We start from the raw sequence: 21,519 nt of genomic DNA on the forward strand, positions 1-21,519 counted from the left end.
CTGTTGCGGGCGGCAACGGGGCCGCTCGACGACGAATCGAGCATCATGCAACGACGGATGAGCACGCTCCTCGCGACGATCACGGCGGTCAGCCTGGTCGGCGCCCTGGCGCCGGCCCTGCAGGCGCAGGCCGCTGTCCCGACCAGCGACGTCCCGGACTTCGGGGGCAACGTCAAGGTCTACGACCAGTCCACTCCCGCGTCGACGATCCAGGCCGACGTCGACGCGGCCTTCAACGCGCAGCTCCGCAGCAGCACGGCACAGTTCGGCTCGCAGCGGTACGCCTTCCTGTTCAAGCCCGGCAGCTACGGGCGGGTCTGGGCGAACCTGGGCTTCTACACCTCGGTGGCCGGTCTCGGGAAGAACCCCGACGACGTGACGATCTCCGGCGCGCTCAACGTCGACTCCGGTTGGAACGCCGGCGACGAGAAGAACGCCACACAGAACTTCTGGCGGTCGGCGGAGAACCTCTCCGTGGTGCCCGAGGGCGGGACCGACCGGTGGGCGGTGTCGCAGGCCGCTCCGATGCGGCGGGTGCACATCAAGGGCAACCTGACCATGGGGCCGTCGAACCAGGACGGCGGGCAGGGGTACTCGTCGGGCGGCTACATCGCCGACTCGAAGGTCGACGGCACCGTCACGAGCGGGTCGCAGCAGCAGTGGTACACGCGGAACTCGACACTCGGCAGCTGGCAGGGCGGCAACTGGAACATGGTGTTCTCGGGGGTGCAGGGCGCGCCGGCGAACAACTTCTCGAAGAGCTACACCACCCTCTCGAGCACCCCGGTCACGCGGGAGAAGCCGTACCTGTACGTCGACTCGTCGAACAAGTACCACGTGTTCGTCCCGTCGCTGCGGACGAACTCCGCCGGGGTGACGTGGCCGAACACGCCGGGGACGGACATCCCGATGCGCAACTTCTACGTCGCGCACCCCGGTGACAGCGCGGCGACGATCAACACCGCGCTGGCGCAGGGGCTGAACCTGTTCTTCACCCCGGGCACGTACCAGTTGAACGCCGCGCTGAACGTCACCCGTCCGGACACCGTCGTCACGGGCATCGGGTTCCCGACGCTCGTGCCGACCGCCGGCAACGCGGTGCTCACCACCGCTGACGTCTCCGGCGTGAACGTGTCGAACCTGGTCGTCGACGCAGGCACACAGAACAGCGCGCAGCTCGTCCGACTCGGCACCAGCGGCTCGCACGTCGACCATGCCTCGGACCCGCAGAGCATCCAGGACGTGTTCTTCCGCGTCGGGTCGAGCATCCAGGGCAAGGCGTCGACGACGCTGCAGGTCGACGCCGACGACACGCTCGTCGACCACATCTGGGCGTGGCGGGCCGACCACGGCGGCGCCGCGACGGGCTGGAACGTCAACACCGGCGCGACGGGCGTCGAGGTGAACGGGGACGACGTGCTCGCCACCGGGCTGTTCGTCGAGCACTACCAGAAATACGAGGTGCTCTGGAACGGCAACCGCGGTCGGACGATCTTCTTCCAGAACGAGATGCCGTACGACGTGCCGGACAACGCCTCGTGGCAGAGCCCGACCGGTGCCGGGTACGCGGCGTACAAGGTCGCGTCCGGGGTGACGAACCACGAGATCTGGGGCGGCGGCGTGTACTGCTTCTTCAACACGAACCCGTCCGTGCACGCCGACCGGGCGTTCGAGACCCCGACGGGCTCGGGCATCCGGGCGCACGGGCTCGTGACGGTGTCGCTCGGGGACACGGGCACGATCTCGAGCGTCATCAACGGCGTCGGCGGGGCGGTTCCGACGCCGGTGGGCAACACGGCGCCGAACCGGCTCGCGTCCTACAACTGAGCGGGCCATCCGACCGACCGGGGCCGTCGACGACACCGGTCGCCGGCAGCCCCGGTCGCCGGCGGCCCCGGTCGCGGGCAACGCCCGGCGGTCGGGGCACACGCGCCGTCAGGCGGTCGTCACGCACCGCCGGTAGCGTCCGGGCATGACGACCGAACGACGACGCCTGGTCCTCCCCGGGCAGTACGGGCCGCTGTTCGACGACGGCGGTCCGGTGCTCGTCATCGAGGCCCGCGAGTTCTTCGACGCGCGGCCGATGCACCGCGCGAAGGCGCACCTGTGGCTGAGCGCCCTGCGCCACCGCGTCCGGGAGCTCGGCGACCGCGCCGAGCACGTGCAGGTCGACCGGCTCAAGGACGCCCTCGTCGGTCGCGACGACCTCGAGGTGGTCGACCCGCCGTCCCGGACCCTCCGCGCGCAGGTCCGGCACTGGGGCAAGGGCACCGAGATCCTGCCGAGCCGCGGGTTCATCACCGACGAGGCCGAGTTCGCCGAGTGGGCAGCGCAGCGCACCGGCCGGTTCCGCATGGAGACCCACTACGAGCGGGTCCGCCGCCGCGAGGGCTGGCTGATGCGCTCGGAGAAGCCGATCGGCGGGAAGTTCAGCCTGGACGACCAGAACCGCGAGCCGCCACCGAAGGGTGCGACGACGCTCGGGCTGCCCGAACCGTGGTGGCCGACCGAGGACGAGATCGACGACGAGGTCCGTCGCGACCTGGACCGGTGGGAGCGCGACGGCACCGTGCGCTTCGTCGGCAGGGACGACACCCGGCGCTTCGCGGTCACGGCGGACGAGGCCCGGCAGGCGCTCGACGACTTCGTCCAGGTGCGCCTGGGCGACTTCGGCCCGTTCGAGGACGCCACGCTGACGAACGACTGGACGATGGCGCACTCGCTCCTCAGCGTGCCGATGAACCTCGGCGTGCTCGACCCGTTCGAGGTCGTCGAGGCCGCACTCGCCGCGCACCGCGACCACGACGCCCCGCTCGCCAGCGTCGAGGGGTTCGTGCGCCAGGTCGCCGGGTGGCGCGACTACGTCTGGCACCTCTACTGGTGGTTCGGCGACGACTACGGCGCCGAGGAGAACACCCTCGACGCGCACGAGCACCTCCCCCGCTGGTGGCGGGAGCTCGACGCGTCGGAGATCGACGCGGTCTGCCTGAGCACCGCGATCGAGGGCCTGCACGACCACGGCTGGCTGCACCACATCCAGCGCCTGATGGTCCTCGGCAACTGGGCGCTCCAGCGCGGGTACGACCCGGTGCACCTGACCGAGTGGTTCACGGACGTCTTCGTCGACGGCACCGACTGGGTGATGCCGGCGAACATCATCGGGATGTCGCAGCACGCCGACGGCGGCATGGTCGCGACGAAGCCCTACGCGTCGGGCGGCCGCTACATCGACCGGATGTCGGACCACTGCGGTGGCTGCCGGTACGACCCGACGAAACGGGTCGGCGAGGACGCCTGCCCCTTCACCGCGGGGTACTGGGCGTTCCTGTCGCGGACGGAACCCGCCCTCCGCAACAACAACCGGATGGCGCGTCCGCTCCAGCAGATGCGGAAGCTGGCGGACCTCGACCAGGTGGTGGCCCAGGAGGCGCGGCGCACCATCCCGTGAGGGTCACGATCCCAGCGTGGCCACACACCGGACGGGAGGCGCGTGGCGGGCCCGCCCCGCGCCTCCCGTCCGGTCCGGACCCGGCCCCGTCGTCGACGGAGCAGACGACGTCGGGTCCGGTGCTGCCACCCGACGGTTCCTGCTCCACCGACAGAGGGAGGCGGCCGCGCGAGCGGCGCCGGTAGGGTCGGGAACGTGAGCAACGAGGCATTCGACGACCGCTACGAGCTGCGCGAGTTCGCGCCGGGCACGGACGAGCAGGGGGCGCCGGACGCCGCGACCGACGCGTGGATGCACGCCGTCGGCCTCGGCTTCCACGAACCGCACCCGAACGCCGAGGTCGCCGCGCTGATGGCCGAGGCGTTCGTCGCCGACCGCGAGACCTGGCTGGGCGTGCACGTCCGTCATCCGCTCCCGGGGTCCGTCGACGAGACCTGGCCGGCCGGCACCTTCGCGTGGTTCCCGAAGTCCCTGAGCTGGGGCGACGGCCGGACCGTCGAGACCCAGGCGATCTCCGCCGTGACCGTCCGGCCGACCGAACGCCGACGGGGCATCCTGCGCCGGATGATGACCCACGCACTCGAGCGTGGCGTCGCCGAGGGCTACGCGGTGGCCTCGCTGACCGCGTCCGAGGGCACCATCTACCGGCGTTTCGGGTTCGGCTGCGCGATCCGCGAGCGGGCCGTCCGCGTCCGTCGCGCCCGGGCGCTGCCGTTCCTCGCGCCGACGACCGGCACCGTGACCGTCGTCACGCCCGAGTGGCTCGCGGACGGGAACGCCCGCGCCGTGTTCGACCGGTTCGACGCGCGCACGCCGGGCTCCATGAAGCGGAACACGAGCACCTGGCCGATCGTCACCGGGCTGCGGAACGGCGACGGCGAGCCGGCGAAGGACGTCCGCGCCGCCGTGCACCGCCCGGACGGCGCCACCGACGCGGACGCCGTCGACGGCTACGTGACCTGGCGCGTCAAGGAGGGCTCCGGCCGCGACCAGGACACCGTGCTCGAGGTCGTCGACCTGGTCTACGCGACCGACGAGGCGTACCTGTCGCTGTGGGAGTTCCTGCTCTCGATCGACCTGAACGACGTGGTCTCGTACAAGCGCTCGCGCCTCGACGACCCGATCGTCGCCGCGCTCGGGGACAACCGGGCGTACGACGTCGACCACGAGGAGGACCACGTCTGGCTGCGGGTGCTCGACGTGCCCGCGGTGCTGGCCTCGCGGCCGTACGCGGTCGACGGGTCGATCGTGCTCGCCGTCTCCGACGCGATGGGCTTCGCGGCGGGCACCTACCGGCTGGACGTCGTCGACGGCCGGGGCACCGTGACCCGCACGGCCGCGGACGACTCCGGCGACGCCGACGTGCGGCTCGACGTGGCCGACCTCGGCGCGCTGCTGATCGGCTCGGTGTCCCCGGTGACGCTCGCGGCCGCGGGGCTCGTGCGGGCGACGGACCCGGCGGCGACGGTGCTCCTGCGCGCGATGCTGACCCCGGCGCGGGCGCCGCACGGCATCACGTACTTCTAGGGGCGCGGCGGGGCGGCGCCCAGTCCGCGACGCCGACCGCGACGCCGTCCGCGACGCCGTCCGCAAGACGCAACGTGGGCGGGTCCCCGCAGCGAAGTACCGCTGCGAGAACCCGCCCACGTTGCGTTTTGAGAGAGGAACCGGGGCGACGGAGGCCGGGGACGAGACCCCGACCTCCCGGGCGTCACTGCGCCAGGATCGCGGGGCTGGTGCCCGGCTGCATCCCGACGCCGAACGACGTGGCCGCGTCGTCGTTCGTGACCGACCAGAGGTCGCTGCTGTTCGTCTGGACGGCCACGACGTACCCGCTTCCGACCGTGGCGATCGCCGGGCTCGTGCCCGCAGCCATCCCGATGTCGAACGCGGTCGCCGCCTTGCCGTCGGTGATCGTCCACAGCTTGCCCGTGTTCGTCTGCACCGCGATGACGTACCCACCGGACGGCTGCGCCAGGATCGACGGGCTCGTGCCGGCGAGCATGCCGACGGGGAACGCCGTCGCCGCCTTGGTGTTCGTGACGCTCCACAGCGCGCCGGTGTTCGTCTGCACCGCGATGACGTAGCCGCCGTTCGCGGTCGTCGTCACGGACGGGCTGGTGCCGGTCTTCATGCCCACGCCGAAGTCCGTCGCGGCCTTCGTGTCGGTGATGCTCCAGAGGTCCCCGGAGTTCGTCTGGACCGCCACCACGTAGTGCCCGCCCGCGGTCGCTGTGATCGACGGACTGGTGCCCGCGGCCATCCCGACCGGGAAGGCCGTCGCCGCCTTCGTGTTCGTGATGGTCCAGAGCGCGCCGGTGTTCGTCTGCACGGCGACCACGTAGCCGCCGCCCGACGTCGGGATGATCGACGGGCTCGTCCCGGCCTTCATGCCGACCGGGAAGGACGTCGCTGCGCCGTCGGACGTGATCGTCCAGAGCGCGCCACCGGCGGCCTGGAACGCGGTGACGTACTTGCCGCCGCCGAGCGTGGCGATCGCAGGGCTCGTCCCCGAGGCCACGCCGACCGGGTAGGCGGTCGCTGCCTTGCTCGCGGTGACGCTCCAGAGCTTGCCGGTGTTGACCTGCTCGGCCGTCACGTACGAGGTGGTGTGGACCGTGCCCGCCCCGGAACCGGAGCCGGACAGCGAACCGGTCGGCCGACCGACCACGTCCAGCAGCTGTTCCCCGGGCTCAGACCAGAGCGTCTGCTCCTTGACGCCCTCACCCGGAGCAGCCGCCGCGACCATGTACCCGTTGCCCAGGTAGATGCCGTCGTGCAGGAAGTTCCCCGACGTGGTGCCGGTCGACGTCCAGAACAGCACGTCACCGGGCTCGGCGTCCGCCCGGGACACGAGGTTCCCCTTGAGCGCGTCGAACTCGTCGCCGACGACGGGACGCGAGGCCCCGTTCGACAGGTCGACGCCCGCCTGGAGGTACGCCTTCCACACCAGCCCCGAGCAGTCCCACGCGCTCGGGCCGTTGCCACCGAGTTGGTAGTACGTGCTCGTGTTCGGTCCACCGTCGCCGGAACTCCACATGCTCTCCGCGTACGCGATGGCGCTGTTCGCCGCGGCGGAGGGCCCTCCCCCGGTGTTCAGGCCCGGTTGGCTCGCGAGGGCCGGAGCCGCGAGGCCGACCGTCCCAGCGATGGCGACCGCGGCAACCGCGATCCCGATGAACGTCTTCTTCGCCCGCGAGCGCACCGTCGTCGGTGTCACCGCGGGATCCCCTTGAGAGTTGATCACGACCGAATGCTCGACCCGCCCCCGTCGACCGACAAGTCCGGCGATGGGGGGACCGTCGGGGGACGTCTCCAGCACCTGCGCGGCCGGACCTGCGCGCACGTGTGGGGAGTCTCAGCGACACGCCCGAGATCCGCGCCCCGGGCGTGTGAGGGGGCTCAGGCTCGGCGTCGCACCCGGGGGTCGACGAACGCGTAGACCACGTCGACGACAAGGTTCGCCGTGACGATCAGCAGCGCCGAGAACACCGTGAAGCCGACGACGACCTGCAGGTCGAGCGTGTGCACGGCGTCGATCAGGAGCGCGCCGAGCCCCTGCATCGAGAACACCTTCTCGGTGATGACCGCACCGCCGAGCAGCGACCCGAGGTCGAGCCCGAACAGGGTCACCACGGGCAGGATCGCCGTGCGCAGGCCGTGCCGGACGACGACCTGGCGCTCGCGCAGACCCTTCGCACGGGCGGTCCGGACGAAGTCCTGCGACATCGACTCGAGCATCTCGCCCCGGGTCAGCCTGGCGTAGATCGCCGCGCTGATGAACGCGAGCACGCACCACGGCAGCACGAGGTGCGTGACCCACCCGACCGGGTCCTCGGCGAAGGGCACGTACCCGCTCGTCGGCAGCCATCCGAGGGTGAAGCCGAAGAGCAGGATCGCGAGCAGCCCGATGAGGTACGCGGGCGAGGACACCCCGGCGACCGCGACGGTCATGACCGCACGGTCGGCGATCGTCCCGCGGCGGAGCGCCGAGACGGTCCCGCCGGCGACCCCGGCGACGAGCCAGAGCACCGCGGCGCCGATCGCGATCGACGCGGTGACGGGCAGGCGCGACGTGATGAGGTTCGTCACCGAGTCGTGCAGCTGGAACGAGTACCCGAAGCACGGCGCCGCGCACGAGATCGTCGAGGCGCCGGAGCCGAACGTGCGGCCCGTGAAGATGCCGCCGAGGTACGCCGCGAACTGCGCGAACCACGGCTTGTCGGTGCCGAGGAACGCCTGCACGTCGGCCAGGCGCTCGGGTGTGCACGGCTTGTCGCAGATCGCCCGCGCGGGGTTCGTCGGCAGCAGCATGAAGAGCGCGTACGTGATCGCCGCGACGACGAGCAGCACGACGACCGCACCGAGGATCCGGACGGCCAGGAACCGGGCGGCGTTCACCGGGCACCCCCTCGGGGGTCGAGGGCGTCGCGCAGGGCGTCGCCGAGCACGTTGAAGGCCAGCGTGATGAGGAACAGTGCGGCTCCGGGGAAGACGAGGTACATCGGGTCGGTCTGCACCCAGCCGATCGCGTCACCGATGCTCCGGCCCCACGAGGGCGTCGGCGGCGTGACCCCGACGGCGAGGAACGACAGCGCGGCCTCGGCACCGATCATCGACGGGATCGAGATCGTGGCGTAGACGGTGATCGTGGCGGCGAGGTTCGGCAGCAGCTGCGTCCGGATGACGTGCCAGCGCCCGGCGCCCATCGCGGTCGACGCCACGACGTAGTCCCGGGTGACGAGCGAGAGCGTCTGCCCCCGGACCACGCGGGCGACGGCGGGCCAGCCGAAGAACCCGATCACGAGCACCACGAGCAGCGGCTTCGGGAACGAGGTGGGCACGACCGCGGTCAGCGCGATCATGAACACGAGCGACGGGAAGCCGAAGATGACGTCCACCACGCGGGACAGCACCCGGTCGTACCAACCGCCGAGGAACCCCGTGGTCACGCCGACGAGCACGCCGATCACGATCGACATCGCGGTCGCGGCGAGCCCGATGCCGAGCGACGTCCGCGCGCCGTAGGTGACGATCGCGAAGAGGTCGCGGCCGGTCAGCGGCTCGACACCGAACCAGTGCTCGCCGCTCACCCCGCCGAGGGCACCGCGGGGTGCGCCGAAGTCGTTCAGCGCGTCGACGTGGTACGCGTAGGGGTCCTGGCCGCTGACGAGCGCGATGAGCGGCGCCGCCAGGGCGACGACGACGAACACCACGATGACGACCGCTGCGCCGACGGCCCACCGGTCACGCCGGACGCGGCGGACGACGGCGCGGAACCCGGTCGAACGTCCGGCGGCCGCGGAGACCGGGCTGTCGACGACGTTCGCGGTCACGGTGCTGCTCCTTCCCACGCACGCCAGGCCTGCCGGCGCTCGGCCTGCCGCACGGGGTCGGCGACCGGCGCCGCCGCGAGCAGCATGCGCGTGTAGTCCTGCTGCGGGTCGTCGAGGACCCGTTCGGTGGTGCCCCGCTCGACGATCCGCCCCTCGTGCAGCACGACGACGTCGTCCGCGAGCTGCCGGACGACCGCGAGGTCGTGGCTGACGAGCAGCATGCCGAACCCGAACTCGCGCTGCAGTCGCGCGAGCAGGTCGAGCACGGCGGCCTGCACGGTGACGTCGAGGGCACTGGTCGGCTCGTCGGCGATCACGAGGGCCGGGCGCAGGGCGAGCGCGCGCGCGACGGCGACGCGCTGCCGCTGCCCGCCGGACAGCTGGTGCGGGAACCGTTCGGCCCACGTCGGGTCGAGCTGCACGGCGGCGAGCAGTTCGCCCACGCGCGCGGCACGGTCGGCGGCGGAGCCGGCCCCGTGCACGAGGAGCGGCTCGGCGATGCTCCACCCGACGGTCTGCCGCGGGTTGAGCGAGGACGCCGGGTCCTGGAACACGATGCCGACCCGGCTGCGGAGGTCGCGGAGCCGCCTCCCCCGCGCGGTGCGCAGGTCGGCGCCCTCGACCGCGACGCTGCCGTGCACGACGGGGACGAGCCCCGCGAGCGCACGACCGATCGTCGACTTCCCGGAGCCGGACTCCCCCACGAGCCCGAGCGTCCGCCCGGCGTGGAGCTCCAGGTCGATCCCGGAGACGGTCGGGTCGCCGCGGCGCGCGTAGCGCACCGCCACGTCGCGCAGCTGCGCGACCACCCCCTCGGGACGGGAGGCACGGGTCGTGTCCGTCCCGTCGCCAGCGTTCGCGAGACTCGCGCTCGGCGACGTGTCTCGCGGTCCGGAGCCCGAGACTTGTCGCTCAGGCCGAGACTCGGCCACTGCGCCTGTCGCAGCCGACGGGGCGGACGCGCCACGGGCCTCCCGGCCGGGGTCCGACTCGAGGGCCGGGACCGCGTCGAGGAGCTGCCGCGTGTACGCGGCGGCGGGGTGGGCGAAGACCTCCGCGACCGTGCCCGTCTCGACGGGGTCGCCCCGGCGCATGACGAGCACCTCGTCCGCGACGTCCGCGACCACGCCCATGTCGTGGGTGATGAGCAGGACGGCGAGCGAGCGCTCCCGGCCGAGCGTGCGGAGCAGGTCGAGGATGCCCGCCTGCACCGTGACGTCGAGCGCGGTCGTCGGCTCATCGGCGATGAGCGCGACCGGGTCGCCCGCGAGCGCCATCGCGATCATCGCGCGCTGCAGCTGCCCGCCCGAGAGCTCGTGCGGGTACGCCTTCCGGATCCGCCGCGGATCACGGAGCCCGGCTGACCGGAGCAGCTCGTCCACCCGGGCCGAGACGCCCGCGCGGTCGAGGTCGGTCGGGTGCGCCCGGACGGCCTCGGCGATCTGTGTGCCGATCGACAGCACCGGCGTGAACGAGTTCATCGGTTCCTGGAACACCACGCCGATGCCGGCACCGCGGACCGCCCGGAGCCGCTCCGCCGACGCACCGACGAGCTCGTCGCCGCGGAAGCGGACGCTGCCGGTCACCCGTGCCTCGGGCGGGAGCAGCCCGAGCACGCTCATCGCGCTCACGGACTTGCCCGACCCGGACTCGCCGACGAGCGCGAGGACCCGGCCGGGCGTCAGCGTGAAGGAGACGTCACGGACGACGGGCTCCGCGTCGCCGAACGCGACGCGGAGCCCCTCGACCTCGAGCAGCGGTGCACTCACTTGGCGAGCGAGACCCTGAGGTAGTTCGGGTACGCCGGGAAGTCCGCGATGCGGAAGTTCTCGACGTTCGAGCCGGCCAGGAAGGACTGCTTCGCGTAGATCAGCGGGACGACGGGGGCGTCCGCCATGATCTTCTGGTCGGCCTCGGCCCAGATCTTCTGGGCGTCGGACTGGTCGATCGTGCCGGTGGCCTTCGCGATGAGCGCGTCGACCTCGGGGTTCGAGTACTTCGAGACGTTGTAGCCGCCCCCGCCGATCTGCGACGAGTCGTACAGCGGCTGCAGGTTGGCGTTCGCGCTCGGGAAGTCCGGCTGCCAGCTCGACAGGGAGAGGTCGAAGTCGGTGCCGTTCGTGGTCGCCTGCGTGAAGGAGTCGTAGTCGAGCGGCTTCAGCGTCACCTGGATCCCGGCGCGCTTGAGCCCGGCCTGCAGTGCCTGCGCCTGGGCGAGGTAGGTCGGGTCGTTCTGCGACACGAGGGTGAGCTTCAGGTCCTCGGCGCCGGCCTCCTTGAGGAGCTCCTTCGCCTTGTCGACGTCACCCGTGGCGCTCGTCTTGTACAGGTCGTAGTCCTTGCGGCCGGCGATGCCCGGCGTGATGAGCGTCGAGGCGTACTCGCCCGCGAGCGCGCCACCCGCGGCGATCCGGAACGACTTGCGGTCCACTGCGTACTGCAGCGCCTGGCGCACCTTGAGGTCCTGGAGCTTGCCGCGCTGCGTGTTGATCGCCATGTAGGTGATCGGGCCGGCCTTGCTCGTCGCGAGGCGGTCCTGGGCCGACGGGTTCGCGCGGACCTGGTTGAGCTCGGCGGCGCCGAGGTAGATCGCGCCGAACGAGTCCTTCGCGTCACCGTTGTCGGCGATCAGGCTCTGCGTGGTGGTGGAGGCGTCCTGCGACTCCTTGAACACGATCTTCGACGGGCCCGCGGTGCGGATGCTGTCGGTCTTCGCGCTCCACTCCTTGTTGCGGACGAGCGTGACCTGCGAGCCCTGCGTGTTCGACTCGATCTGGTACGGGCCGGACGACACGGGCTTCGCGTCGTAGGCGCCGGTGTCCTTGCCGTCGCCCTCGGGGACCGGGGCGAACGCCGGCATCGACGCGAGCCACGGCCAGTCGCCGTACGCGCTGTCGAGCTTGAAGACGATGGTCTTGTCGTCCGGGGTCTCGATGCTGTCGAGGGTCTTGCCCTCGAACGGACCCTGGTACTGGCTGCCGCCGACCAGGAGCGACTTGTGGTAGCTCAGGCCACCGGTCAGGTTCGGGGCGAACGAGCGCTCGATCCCCCACTTGATGTCCTTGGTGGTGATCGGGGTGCCGTCCTGGAACTTCAGGCCGTCCTTGAGCGTGTACGTCCAGGTCTTGCCGCCGTCGCTCGACTCACCGGTCGTGGTGGCGAGGTCCGGGACGACCTTCGCGGTCTTGCCCGGCTCGACGTCCCACGTGGTGAGGCGGCGTGCAACGAGGCCCATCGACGTGATGCCGAGGCTCTGGCTCGTGGCCGGGTCGAAGTGCAGCGCGGTCTGGGGCGTGAGGATGTTCAGCGTGCCGCCCTTGGTGGTGCCGGACGATGCGTCGTCCGATGCCCCGCCACCCGAGCAGCCGGTCAGCACGAGGGCTGCGGCGGCGGCGACGGCCGCGGTGATGGTCAAGCGCTTGGGGCGGTGCATGGCGTCCTGCTCCTCGTCGGGGGGGGGTGGGGGTGTCGCTGCGCCCGCGCGGTGGGCCGGCGGGCGGTCCATCCTGGCACCGGGCCGGGTCGGGGTCCGAACCCTCGCGGGGTCCGGATGACACGCAACGCAACATTGCATGACGCAACACCACAACGCGTGTGGCCCGAGCGTATTCCCGGGTGGTCCGGCGCGCGCGGCGGGTGGTCGCGCCGGCTCGGTTGCGTCCGTCGCGCCGGCACGGTCCGTCGCGTTGTGCGGTTGCGTCCGTCGCGTTGCGCTGCACGGCCTGGAGGCTCGGCGCGACGCCGTCAGGCCGGTGCGGTCGTGCGCGCCACCCGCCCGGCGATCGCGGCCACACCGAGCGCCGCCGCCAGGAACACCACCGCGAGGATCGCCCACCCCGGCGTCCCGAGGTCGATCGCGGTCAGCGTCACCACGGCCGGTGCGACCATCGCGGCGACGGCGTAGCCGGTCCCGTACACGCCCTGGTACGCCCCGATGCGGTCGGCGGGTGCGAGCTCGAAGGACAGCGCCCACCCCGCTGCACTCGACGTGATCTCGGCGAGCGAGTGCGCGACCGCGGCCGCGACGAGCACGGCCGTGGCGGTCGCCGCGGGCACCCAGTCGTCCCCGCGGACCCACCCCGCGGCCGCCCAGAGCCCGCAGGCCAGCGCCATCACCCAGCCCGCGTGCCGCATCACCCGCGCGGCACCGGCCACGGTGTCGGTCCCCCGGCTCATCCGGACCTGGAGCAGGACCACGCACACGGTGTTCACGAGCAGGAGCGGCGAGACCAGGACGTCCGGCGCGACGGTGTGCTGCACGACCCACAGCGGCACGGCGACCTCGAACAGGCCGAACTGCATGCCGAAGACCCCGGTCAGCGCCGCGACCGCGAGGAACCGGACGTCCCGGTACGGACTGCGACCCGCGGGCTCCCGACGGACGATCGTGCCGGTGTCCGTCCGGTCGGCCGGGGTCGGGTCGACCCGCGCCGACGACAGCCCCGTGACGAGGAACGCCGAGGACACGAAGAGCAGCCCGGACACGACCATCGTCACGCGGTACGCCTCGCCCGTGCCGATCGCGAGCGGGATCGCGGCGAGCGCCGTCCCCACGCCGATCCCGACGTTCGTCACGGTGCGCATCGTCGCCCGGACCCGGACACGCTCCGACCCCGGGAAGGCCCGACCGATCGCGGCGCTCCGGACCGAGCCGCCGCCCTGCTGCGCGAGCGTGACCACCGACGCGGTGACGATGAGCGTCGCGACGTCGTGGACGAGCACGTAGGCGACGAGGGCACTCCCCTGGACGACGTGCAGCCAGATGAGCATCCGGCGGGCACTGAACCGGTCGGCGAGGTGTCCGAACGCCAGGGACGATGCCACCCCGACCGCGCCGGCGACGGTCAGTCCGAGGCCGACCGCCACGGCGGGGATGCCGACGATCGTGATCAGGTAGAGCGACGTCAGCGTGAAGAACGCGCCGCGGCCGAGGGTGTCGACGAGCGTGACCGTGAGCAGGCGTCGGAGCGTGGTGTCCCGACGGACGAGGGTGCGGATCGGGACCTGCTGCTCGGTGGTGCTCACCCCTCAGTTCTGGCAGGGCCGACGTCCTGCACGAACGGATGTAGGTTCGGGCTTCATGATCCGGTACCGACTCGAGCCGTCGGACGTGTCCGCCGTGCGGTTCGGCATCTCGCCGCTGTCCGAGCTCGGCCTGGGGCTGCGCGCCTTCCGTGCACCCGAGCGCTATCCGCTGCAGCGGCCGTGGACCGACCGGATCGCCGGGGTGCTGCCGCTGCTCGACCGCGAGGTCCTGTCCGGACTCGTCGATGAGCGACGCTGGGTGGCCGACTTCGTGAACCCGCGACCGGACTCGCCGCTGACGTCGTTCGACGACGAGCTCCGCGCGCTCGGGCGGATCCGGCCGGAGCGGCTCCGGAGTGACCTCGAGCGGGTGCACGGCACGGTCCCCGCGGTGTTCGCCGGGCGGCACGACCGCGTGGTCGAGCGACTGCAGCAGGCGCTCGCGACGACGTGGGAGCTGTGCTTCGCGCCGTACTGGCCGCGGATGCGACGGGTGCTGCAGGCCGACGTCGCCCACCGGGGGCGGGTCGCGGCGCACGAGGGCATCGGCGCGGTGCTCGCCGGGCTGTCCGAGAGCGTGCGGTTCGACGGCCGGCACGTCGACGTCCGCCTGAACAGCCCGATCGCACGGGACCGGCCGGTGCAGGGCGAGGGACTCACCCTCGTGCCGTCGGTGTTCGTCGTCCGGGCGTCGACCCCGATCGACGACGACCTGCCGCCGACGGTGATGTACCCGGCACGGGGGCAGGGCGCGATGTGGTCGACCGCGTCGCACCCCGATGCGGGCGCCGTGCGGGACCTGCTCGGGCGGACGCGGGCGGCGCTCCTCGACGCACTCGGTGAGCCGGCGTCGTCGACGGACCTGGCGATGCGGTTCGGGGTGTCGACGTCGGCGGTGAACCAGCACCTGCGCGTGATGGAGCGGGGCGGGCTGCTCAACCGCACCCGGTACGGACGGGCCGTCCTGTACTACCGGAGCACCGTCGGCGACGCGCTCGTCCGGAGGGAGTGAGCGCGTCGCCGACGACCAGGGTCAGCGGTCGAACAACCCGCCGAGGAAGTCGCCACCGAGGTTCGATGCCTGCTCACCGAGCCCGCTGGCCTGCTCACCCAGACCGCTCGCCTGCTCGCCGAGCCCCGACACCTGCTCCCCGAGGCCACCGGCCTGCTCACCGAGCCCGCCGAGGAACTCCTCGCCACCCGCGGCGATGCCTTCGAAGTCCACCCCGTGGTCCGCGGCACCGGCGAGCACCGGCCCCGCCGCGGCGCTCAGCACCGCGCCACCGGCGACCGCGACCGCGAGGCCGCCGACCGCCATCGCGCCGGCACCGACCGCGGCGCCGCCCGCGAACGACCCACCGCGGCCGCCGAGCGCCCGCCCGAGCAGGCCGGGTCGGGACATCTCGGCCCGGGTCGCCGCGCGGGCCATCCCGCCGGCGGAGTCGTCGCGCAGGTGCTCGTGCGGCGGGAGTTCGGAGTTCAGCCGGTCCCGGACCTGCTGGCGCTGCTCGGGCGTGAGCCGCGCGAAGGCGTCGTGGTGGACCTGCTCGAGGCGCTCCGGCGGGGCCGTGCGGAGCAGGTAGTCGTACTTCGCGAGGGCGACCGCGTCCGGGTCGCCCTGCCCGCGCTGTTGCGGCTGGCCGTGCGGCTGCTGGTCGTGCTGCTGCTGGCTCTGGTACCCGTACTGCTGAGGCGCCGGCTGCTGCGGCTGCGGCTGCTGCGGTCGCTGCCGGTCGTCGCCCGTCAGCTTGTCCGCCGCCGTGCGGACGATGTCCCGCCAGTCGGTCCCGCCCGACGACTGCCGGTTCGCGGCGTCCGGGCTCCCCTGCCCGCGCTGCTTCTGCATCTGCTTGTCGATGACCTTCGAGGCCATGCCGAGGATCCGGTTGAGGTTCGCCATGACACAACCTTTGTGATCACACATGTGAGCACTCAGCGATGCGCCCGTGCGGCACCCGACCAACGCCTGCGCATCTGCTGGGCCGGTCGCACGACGGCCTCGGGCTCCCGTCGTTCCGGCCCATCACAGCCGACATGGGAGGCCGGATCGCGCATCGGCAGTCGGAACGGACGACGCACCATGCGCAGATCGACCTCCCACGCGCGGTTCGGCCTCCCACGCGCGGATCGGTACCCCACGCGCGTCAGGCCAGCAGCCGCGCCAAGTACGCGTTGCGGAACCGTCCGGTCGGGTCGAGGTCCCGCGCGAGCGCCGCGAAGTCGTCGAGCCGCGGGTACGCCTCGTGCAGCCGCTCGACACCCGCCGCGGACACCTTGCCCCAGTGCGGCCTGGGGTCGAAGGGCGCGAGGACCTCCTCGATCCGCGCGACCGCCGCTGCCACGGCCTCGGCGTCCCGTCGGAAGGTGAAGTGCAAGCCGACCGACTGCCGTCCGGACGACGGCGCGAGCCAGGCGGTGTCGGCGGCGATCGTCCGGACCTCGGCCGCGATGAGCAGGGGCGCGAACACAGGCTCGAGCGGACGCAGGGCCTCGAGGGCGGCGACCGCGTGCGACGCGGGGATCAGGTACTCGGCCTGGATCTCGGCGCCGGTGGACGGCGTGAACGTCGACCGGAAGTGCGGCAGCCGCTCGGACCAGGGTCCCGGGACGCCGCCCTGCTCGGTGACGCCCGCGGTGTCGTTCTCGCCCGGGTGCACGGGGCCGTCGGCCGGCCGGGCGCCGAGCGCGACGAGGTCGACCGTCGGGGCCGGCTCGTCGGTCCGGCGCTTCGTCCAGACCTGGCGGGCACCGCGGTCGTCGAACGAGGTGAACAGCGACACCGAGTACGCGTCCGACACCACCGCGTCGAAGTGCTCGAGCACGGCGTCCCACGGCAGGTCGAGGTGCACCGTCGTGGCGACCTGGAACGTCGGCTCGATCGCGAGCTCGACCGCCGTCACGACCCCGAGCGCGCCGAGCGCCACCCGATGGGCGTCGAGGGCGTCGTCCGGCGTCGACGCGTCCACCCACGCGACGTCGCCAAAGGCGCGCACGACCTCCAGGCCGACCGCCGCATGCGCGAGGGACGGGTTGCGCACGCCGGAACCGTGCGTGCCGGTGGCGACCGCCCCGGCCACGGAGATGTGCGGCAGGGAGGCGAGGTTCGCGAGGGCCCAGCCACGAGCCTCCAGGCCGGCCGCGACCGCGGCGTGCGTCATGCCGGCGGCGACCCGGACGACCCGGCGGTCGGCGTCGACGTCGAGCACGGGCGGCAGCCCGGTGAGCGTCACCTGCACCGCGTCCGTGTCGGCGATCCGGTTGAAGGAGTGCGTGGAGCCGAGCGCCGTCAGGCGCGGCGTGGCCGCGACGACGCGGCGGACCTCGTCGACGGAGGTCGGCGAGAGCAGGTCGGACGCCCCGTAGGTGACGTTCCCGGCCCAGTTCGTGCGCGTCGTCGCAGCCACGGTCACGGTCCTAGAACCCCCGGTCGAGACGGTGCCACGCCTGCTGCAGGCGCAGCTCGTCGCGGAAGCCGCGGGCCGTGGTGTGCTCGTCGATGACCAGGAACTCGGTGCCGACCATCGTCGCGAGGTCCTCGACGACCTGCAGGCCGACGGCCGTCGTCATGACGGTGTGGTGCGCGGCGCCGGCGGTGAGCCAGGCCTCCGCTGCGACCGGGAACGACGGGCGCGGCTCCCACACGGCACGGCCCACGGGGAGCTTCGGCAGCGCCTCGGTCGGGGGCACCACGTCGACGACGTTCGCGGTGAGGCGGAAGCCGTCGCGGGTGTCGGAGAGCGCGACCACGACGGCCTCACCCGCGTCGGCGGTGAAGACCAGGCGGACCGGGTCGTCCTTGCCGCCGATGCCGAGCGGGTGGATCTCGAGCGTCGGCTTCGAGGTGGTGAGGGTCGGCGAGACCTCGAGCATGTGCGCGCCGAGGATCTTCTCCGCCCCCGGGGTGAGGTCGTACGTGTAGTCCTCCATCAGCGAGGCACCACCGGGCAGCCCCGCACCGGCGACGTTCATCGCACGGACCAGGACGGCCGTCTTCCAGTCGCCCTCGGCGCCGAAGCCGTACCCGTCGGCCATCAGCCGCTGGACGGCCAGGCCGGGCAGCTGCTTGAGCGTGCCGAGGTCCTCGAAGTTGGTGGTGAACGCGGCGGAGCCGTTCTGCTCGAGCAGGGCACGGAGGCCGAGCTCGATCGCGGCACCGTCGCGGAGCGCGGCGTGGCGGTCGCCGCCGTTCCGCAGCGCCGGGACCACGTCGTAGTCACGCTCGTACGTCGCGACGAGCGCGTCGACCGCCGCGGTGTCGGCCTCCGCTTCCGCGACGGCTGCCGCGAGCTCGTTGACGGCCCAGGTGTTCACCTGCACGCCGAGCTCGATCTCGGCCTCGGTCTTGTCGCCCTCGGTGACGGCGACGTAGCGCATGTTGTCGCCGAAGCGCGTCAGCTTGAGCTCCCGCACCGCGGCGGCACCGGCTGCCGCGCGCGTCCAGTTCGCGACCCGGTGCTGCACCCGCTCGTCGGACACGTGCCCGACCGCGGTCGCGTGCCGGACGCCCAGGCGCGCCAGGGCGTACCCGAACTCGCGGTCGCCGTGCGCGGCCTGGTTGAGGTTCATGAAGTCGAAGTCGATGTCGCCCCACGGCAGGGCGACGTTCGCCTGCGTGTGCAGGTGGAGCAGCGGCTTCGTCAGTGCCTGCAGGCCGCCGATCCACATCTTCGCCGGGCTGAACGTGTGCATCCACGTCGTGACGCCGATGACCTTGTCGTCCGCGCTCGCCTCGATGAGGGCGCGGCGGATGCCGTCGGCGTCCTTGAGGACGGGCTTCCAGACGAGCTTGACCGGGAGCGCGCCCTCGAGCTGCGCGTGCACGGCGCGGCTCTGCTCCTCGACCTGGCGGAGGGTCTCCTCGCCGTACAGGCCCTGCGACCCGGTGAGGAACCAGACCTCGTAGCTGTCGAGGGTGGCCTGGGGGTTCACCTGCGTCATCGCATGGCTCCTTCGGGGTTCTGTCCGTAGACGTTCTGGTAGCGATCGAAGAGTCGATCGACGTTCTCCTGGGCGATGGGGACGAGCTCCCCGCCCTGCTTCGCGATGTGCACGGTGCGGGCGACGTCCTCGCACATCACCGCGGCCTTGACGGCGTCCTTCGCGTCCTTGCCGATCGTGAACACGCCGTGGTTCTGCATGAGCACCGCGCGGCTCCGGTGACCCGCGAGGGTGTCGACGATGCCGCGGCCGATCGAGTCGTCGCCGATGATCGCGAACGGGCCGACCGGGATCGGGCCGCCGAACTCGTCCGCCATCGCCGTGATGACGCACGGGATCTCCTCGGCGCGGGCCGCCCACGCCGTCGCGTAGGTCGAGTGGGTGTGCACGACCCCGCCGACCTCGGGCATGTTCCGGTAGACGAAGGCGTGCGCGGCGGTGTCGGAGGACGGGCCGTGGGCGTTGCCCCAACCGTCGGCCGGCACACCGTCGAGCGTGCAGACGACCTGGTTCTCGGGGGTCAGGTCGTCGCTCGACACCCCGCTCGGCTTGATCACGAACAGGTCCGTGCCGGGGACGCGCTCGGACACGTTGCCGCCGGTCCAGATGACGAGGCCGTAGCGGACGAGCTCGCCGTGCAGGGTCGCGACGCGCTTGCGCGCGCGGGCGACGGCCGCCTCGGTCTCGTCGGTGGTCAGGTCCGTCATGCGGTCGGCTCCTTCTCGGTGTGCTGGGTGGGCGCTGCGTCGGCCGCGTCGGCCGCGTCGTCGTCGGCCGTGTCGGCCTGGAGGCGCGGATCGCCCCAGTCGGTCGGCTCGCCCTGGTCGGTGGTCGGGCTGGTGCGTGTCGCCGCTGCCGCCACGTCCTGCACCGGCAGCGCCGCGCGGTACCGGGCGAGGTAGTCCTGGAAGCCCTGGACGTCCCGTTCCTCGGGCTCGGCGACGTGCACCGAGTCACCCCCGAAGACCGTCTCGGCCAGGAAGTCCGCGAGCGACCGGTCGGTGTGCTCCAGGTAGGCCGCGAGGACCGCGATGCCCCAGGCGCCGCCCTCCCCCGCGGTCTCCTCGAGCGCGACCGGCACGCGGAGCGCCGCGGCGAGCAGGCGCTGCGGCGCACCCTCCGTCCGGAAGAGCCCACCGTGCGCGGTCATCCGGTCGACGGCGACGTGCTCGCCGTGCAGGACGTCCATGCCGATCGCGAGCGTGGCGAAGGCACCGTGCACCTCGGAACGGACCAGGTTGCCGAGCGTGAAGCGGGCGCCCGGCGTGCGGAGGAGCAGCGGCCGGCCGTCCTCGACGCCCGTGACCGGCTCGCCGGCCAGGTAGTTGAAGGACAGCAGCCCGCCGGCGTCGGGGTCGGCGTCGGCCGCCTCGGTCAGGAGCGTCGCGTAGACGTCGTCGACGGGCAGCGGTGAACCCGAGGCCTCGGCGAACCGCCCGAACACCCGGGCCCACGCGGCGATCTCGCTCGCGCCGTTGTTGCAGTGCACCATCGCGACGGCGTCGCCGGCCGGGGTCGTGACGACGTCGAGCTCCTCGTGCGGGGTGCCCAGCGGGCGCTCGAGCACGACCATCGCGAAGATGCTCGTGCCGACGCTGACGTTGCCGGTGCGGGGTGCGACGGCGTTCGTCGCGACCATGCCCGTGCCCGCGTCGCCCTCCGGCGGGCAGAACGCCACGCCCGGCTGCAGCGTGCCCGTCGGGTCGAGCCACGCGGCGCCCTCGGGGGTGAGCGCACCGGCGTCCTCGCCCGCGACGAGCACCTCGGGCAGGAGCGCGCGGAGGTCCGGCACCCGTCCGCCGAGCAGCTCCTGCGTCGTGGCGAGCATGGCGGCGTCGTAGTCGCGGCGGCCGGGCTCACCCGGTGCGCTGTCGACGGGGCCGGAGTCGATCGGGAACAGCCCGCTCGCGTCGCCGACGCCCAGGACGTCCCGGCCGGTGAGCACCCGGTGGACGTACCCGGCGAGGGTCGTGATCCCTGCGACCTGCGCCACGTGCGGTTCGTCGTCGAGGACGGCCTGCGCGAGGTGTGCGATCGACCAGCGCTGCGGGACGTTGAAGTCCAGCGCGGCGCTGAGCTGTTCGGCGGCCGGCCCCGTCGAGGTGTTGCGCCACGTGCGGAACGGGACGAGCAGCTCGCCGTCCGCGTCGAACGGCAGGTAGCCGTGCATCATCGCGGAGACCCCGGCGGCGCGGAAGGTCGTCGGGCGGACCCCGACCTGCCGCTCGACGTCGGCTACCAGGTCGGCGTACGCGGCGCGGACCCCGGTCTCGACGGACTCGAGGGAGTACGTCCAGCGTCCGTCGACGTACTCGTTCTCCCACTCGTGGGAGCCGCTCGCGATCGGGCGGAGGTCCTCGTCGACGAGCACCGCCTTGATGCGGGTCGAGCCCAGCTCGATGCCGAGTGTCGTCCGGCCCTGTTCGACCTGCTGTCGGCGGTCGTCGCGCATCTGTCCCTCCGAGACCTCGTCGTCCTGCGTGAGCGCTCACATCATGGCAGGTGAGCGCTCACACCCGCAACGCGACGGCGCGCCGGGCACGCTCGGTGCGGCACTCCACGCGCTGAGCGACACATCACGGGCGGCCACGCGCGTGAGGTGTCGCCCAGCCCGTGAGCTCCCGCGCGCCCGGCCGCGCGGGTGGCAGGCCATGCCCGCGGGACCGGCCACGGGTGTGGGAGCGACCAGCCTGGAGGCACGGCGCACGCCCGGCGGACCGGCACCGCGCCTCCAGGCCGGTCGCGACGCACGTTCCTGCCCATCGCACCCGA

General features: G+C 72.6%; 15 protein-coding genes. 4 read left to right on the forward strand and 11 right to left on the reverse strand.

The genetic code is table 11. The features are described from left to right. Window positions 1-57 precede the first annotated feature (57 nt). The 3 genes from LQK89_RS12295 (at window position 58) to LQK89_RS12305 (ending at window position 4,975) form a co-directional block, all read left to right on the forward strand. Window positions 58-1,827 carry a hypothetical protein gene (locus LQK89_RS12295; protein ID WP_231049250.1) on the forward strand — a complete coding sequence of 590 codons (1,770 nt, stop codon included), beginning with the start codon at window positions 58-60 and terminating at the stop codon, window positions 1,825-1,827. Between the two features lie 145 nt (window positions 1,828-1,972). Then, window positions 1,973-3,448 (forward strand): cryptochrome/photolyase family protein, encoded by a 1,476-nt coding sequence (locus LQK89_RS12300; protein WP_231049251.1) that lies wholly within the window; start codon window positions 1,973-1,975, stop codon window positions 3,446-3,448. A gap of 195 nt (window positions 3,449-3,643) precedes the next feature. Then, window positions 3,644-4,975, forward strand: coding sequence for a GNAT family N-acetyltransferase (locus LQK89_RS12305; RefSeq protein ID WP_231049252.1), 1,332 nt, complete (start codon window positions 3,644-3,646; stop codon window positions 4,973-4,975). A 184-nt stretch (window positions 4,976-5,159) separates the two neighbouring features. Here the strand turns inward: LQK89_RS12305 and LQK89_RS12310 are convergent, their stop codons facing one another. From LQK89_RS12310 to LQK89_RS12335, 6 genes are all read right to left on the reverse strand, one after another. Next, window positions 5,160-6,668 carry a C40 family peptidase gene (locus tag LQK89_RS12310; protein WP_058742325.1) on the reverse strand — a complete coding sequence of 503 codons (1,509 nt, stop codon included), beginning with the start codon at window positions 6,666-6,668 and terminating at the stop codon, window positions 5,160-5,162. A gap of 182 nt (window positions 6,669-6,850) precedes the next feature. Next, entirely contained in the window at window positions 6,851-7,849 is a 999-nt protein-coding gene (locus tag LQK89_RS12315) for an ABC transporter permease (protein ID WP_058742326.1), read from the reverse strand. Next, window positions 7,846-8,784 carry an ABC transporter permease gene (locus LQK89_RS12320; protein WP_175325071.1) on the reverse strand — a complete coding sequence of 313 codons (939 nt, stop codon included), beginning with the start codon at window positions 8,782-8,784 and terminating at the stop codon, window positions 7,846-7,848. The genes LQK89_RS12315 and LQK89_RS12320 overlap by 4 nt, the downstream gene beginning before the upstream one ends. Then, entirely contained in the window at window positions 8,781-10,553 is a 1,773-nt protein-coding gene (locus LQK89_RS12325; RefSeq protein WP_231049253.1) for a dipeptide ABC transporter ATP-binding protein, read from the reverse strand. The genes LQK89_RS12320 and LQK89_RS12325 overlap by 4 nt, the downstream gene beginning before the upstream one ends. Continuing rightward, on the reverse strand, window positions 10,550-12,217 hold the full coding sequence (locus LQK89_RS12330; protein ID WP_231049254.1) for an ABC transporter substrate-binding protein: 1,668 nt from the start codon (window positions 12,215-12,217) through the stop codon (window positions 10,550-10,552). The genes LQK89_RS12325 and LQK89_RS12330 overlap by 4 nt, the downstream gene beginning before the upstream one ends. A gap of 311 nt (window positions 12,218-12,528) precedes the next feature. Further along, window positions 12,529-13,809 carry an MFS transporter gene (locus LQK89_RS12335; protein WP_058743318.1) on the reverse strand — a complete coding sequence of 427 codons (1,281 nt, stop codon included), beginning with the start codon at window positions 13,807-13,809 and terminating at the stop codon, window positions 12,529-12,531. Between the two features lie 55 nt (window positions 13,810-13,864). Between LQK89_RS12335 and LQK89_RS12340 the strand changes: the two genes are divergently transcribed. After that, window positions 13,865-14,821 (forward strand): ArsR/SmtB family transcription factor, encoded by a 957-nt coding sequence (locus tag LQK89_RS12340; protein WP_175325069.1) that lies wholly within the window; start codon window positions 13,865-13,867, stop codon window positions 14,819-14,821. A 21-nt stretch (window positions 14,822-14,842) separates the two neighbouring features. Here LQK89_RS12340 and LQK89_RS12345 read toward each other — a convergent pair whose 3' ends face one another. The 5 genes from LQK89_RS12345 to LQK89_RS12365 all read right to left on the reverse strand — a co-directional run bounded on the left by LQK89_RS12345 (window position 14,843) and on the right by LQK89_RS12365 (window position 21,199). Continuing rightward, window positions 14,843-15,709, reverse strand: coding sequence for a cation-transporting ATPase (locus tag LQK89_RS12345; protein WP_231049255.1), 867 nt, complete (start codon window positions 15,707-15,709; stop codon window positions 14,843-14,845). A gap of 244 nt (window positions 15,710-15,953) precedes the next feature. After that, window positions 15,954-17,213 carry a D-arabinono-1,4-lactone oxidase gene (locus LQK89_RS12350; RefSeq protein ID WP_231049256.1) on the reverse strand — a complete coding sequence of 420 codons (1,260 nt, stop codon included), beginning with the start codon at window positions 17,211-17,213 and terminating at the stop codon, window positions 15,954-15,956. Window positions 17,214-17,223: 10 nt separating this feature from the next. Next, entirely contained in the window at window positions 17,224-18,747 is a 1,524-nt protein-coding gene (gene araA / locus LQK89_RS12355) for an L-arabinose isomerase (RefSeq protein ID WP_231049257.1), read from the reverse strand. Next, entirely contained in the window at window positions 18,744-19,454 is a 711-nt protein-coding gene (locus LQK89_RS12360; protein WP_175325820.1) for an L-ribulose-5-phosphate 4-epimerase, read from the reverse strand. The genes araA and LQK89_RS12360 overlap by 4 nt, the downstream gene beginning before the upstream one ends. Then, on the reverse strand, window positions 19,451-21,199 hold the full coding sequence (locus LQK89_RS12365) for a xylulokinase (RefSeq protein ID WP_231049258.1): 1,749 nt from the start codon (window positions 21,197-21,199) through the stop codon (window positions 19,451-19,453). The genes LQK89_RS12360 and LQK89_RS12365 overlap by 4 nt, the downstream gene beginning before the upstream one ends. Window positions 21,200-21,519: the final 320 nt, after the last annotated feature.

The sequence above is a fragment of the Curtobacterium sp. C1 genome, assembly GCF_021049325.1.
Classification (GTDB): Bacteria; Actinomycetota; Actinomycetes; order Actinomycetales; family Microbacteriaceae; genus Curtobacterium; species Curtobacterium citreum.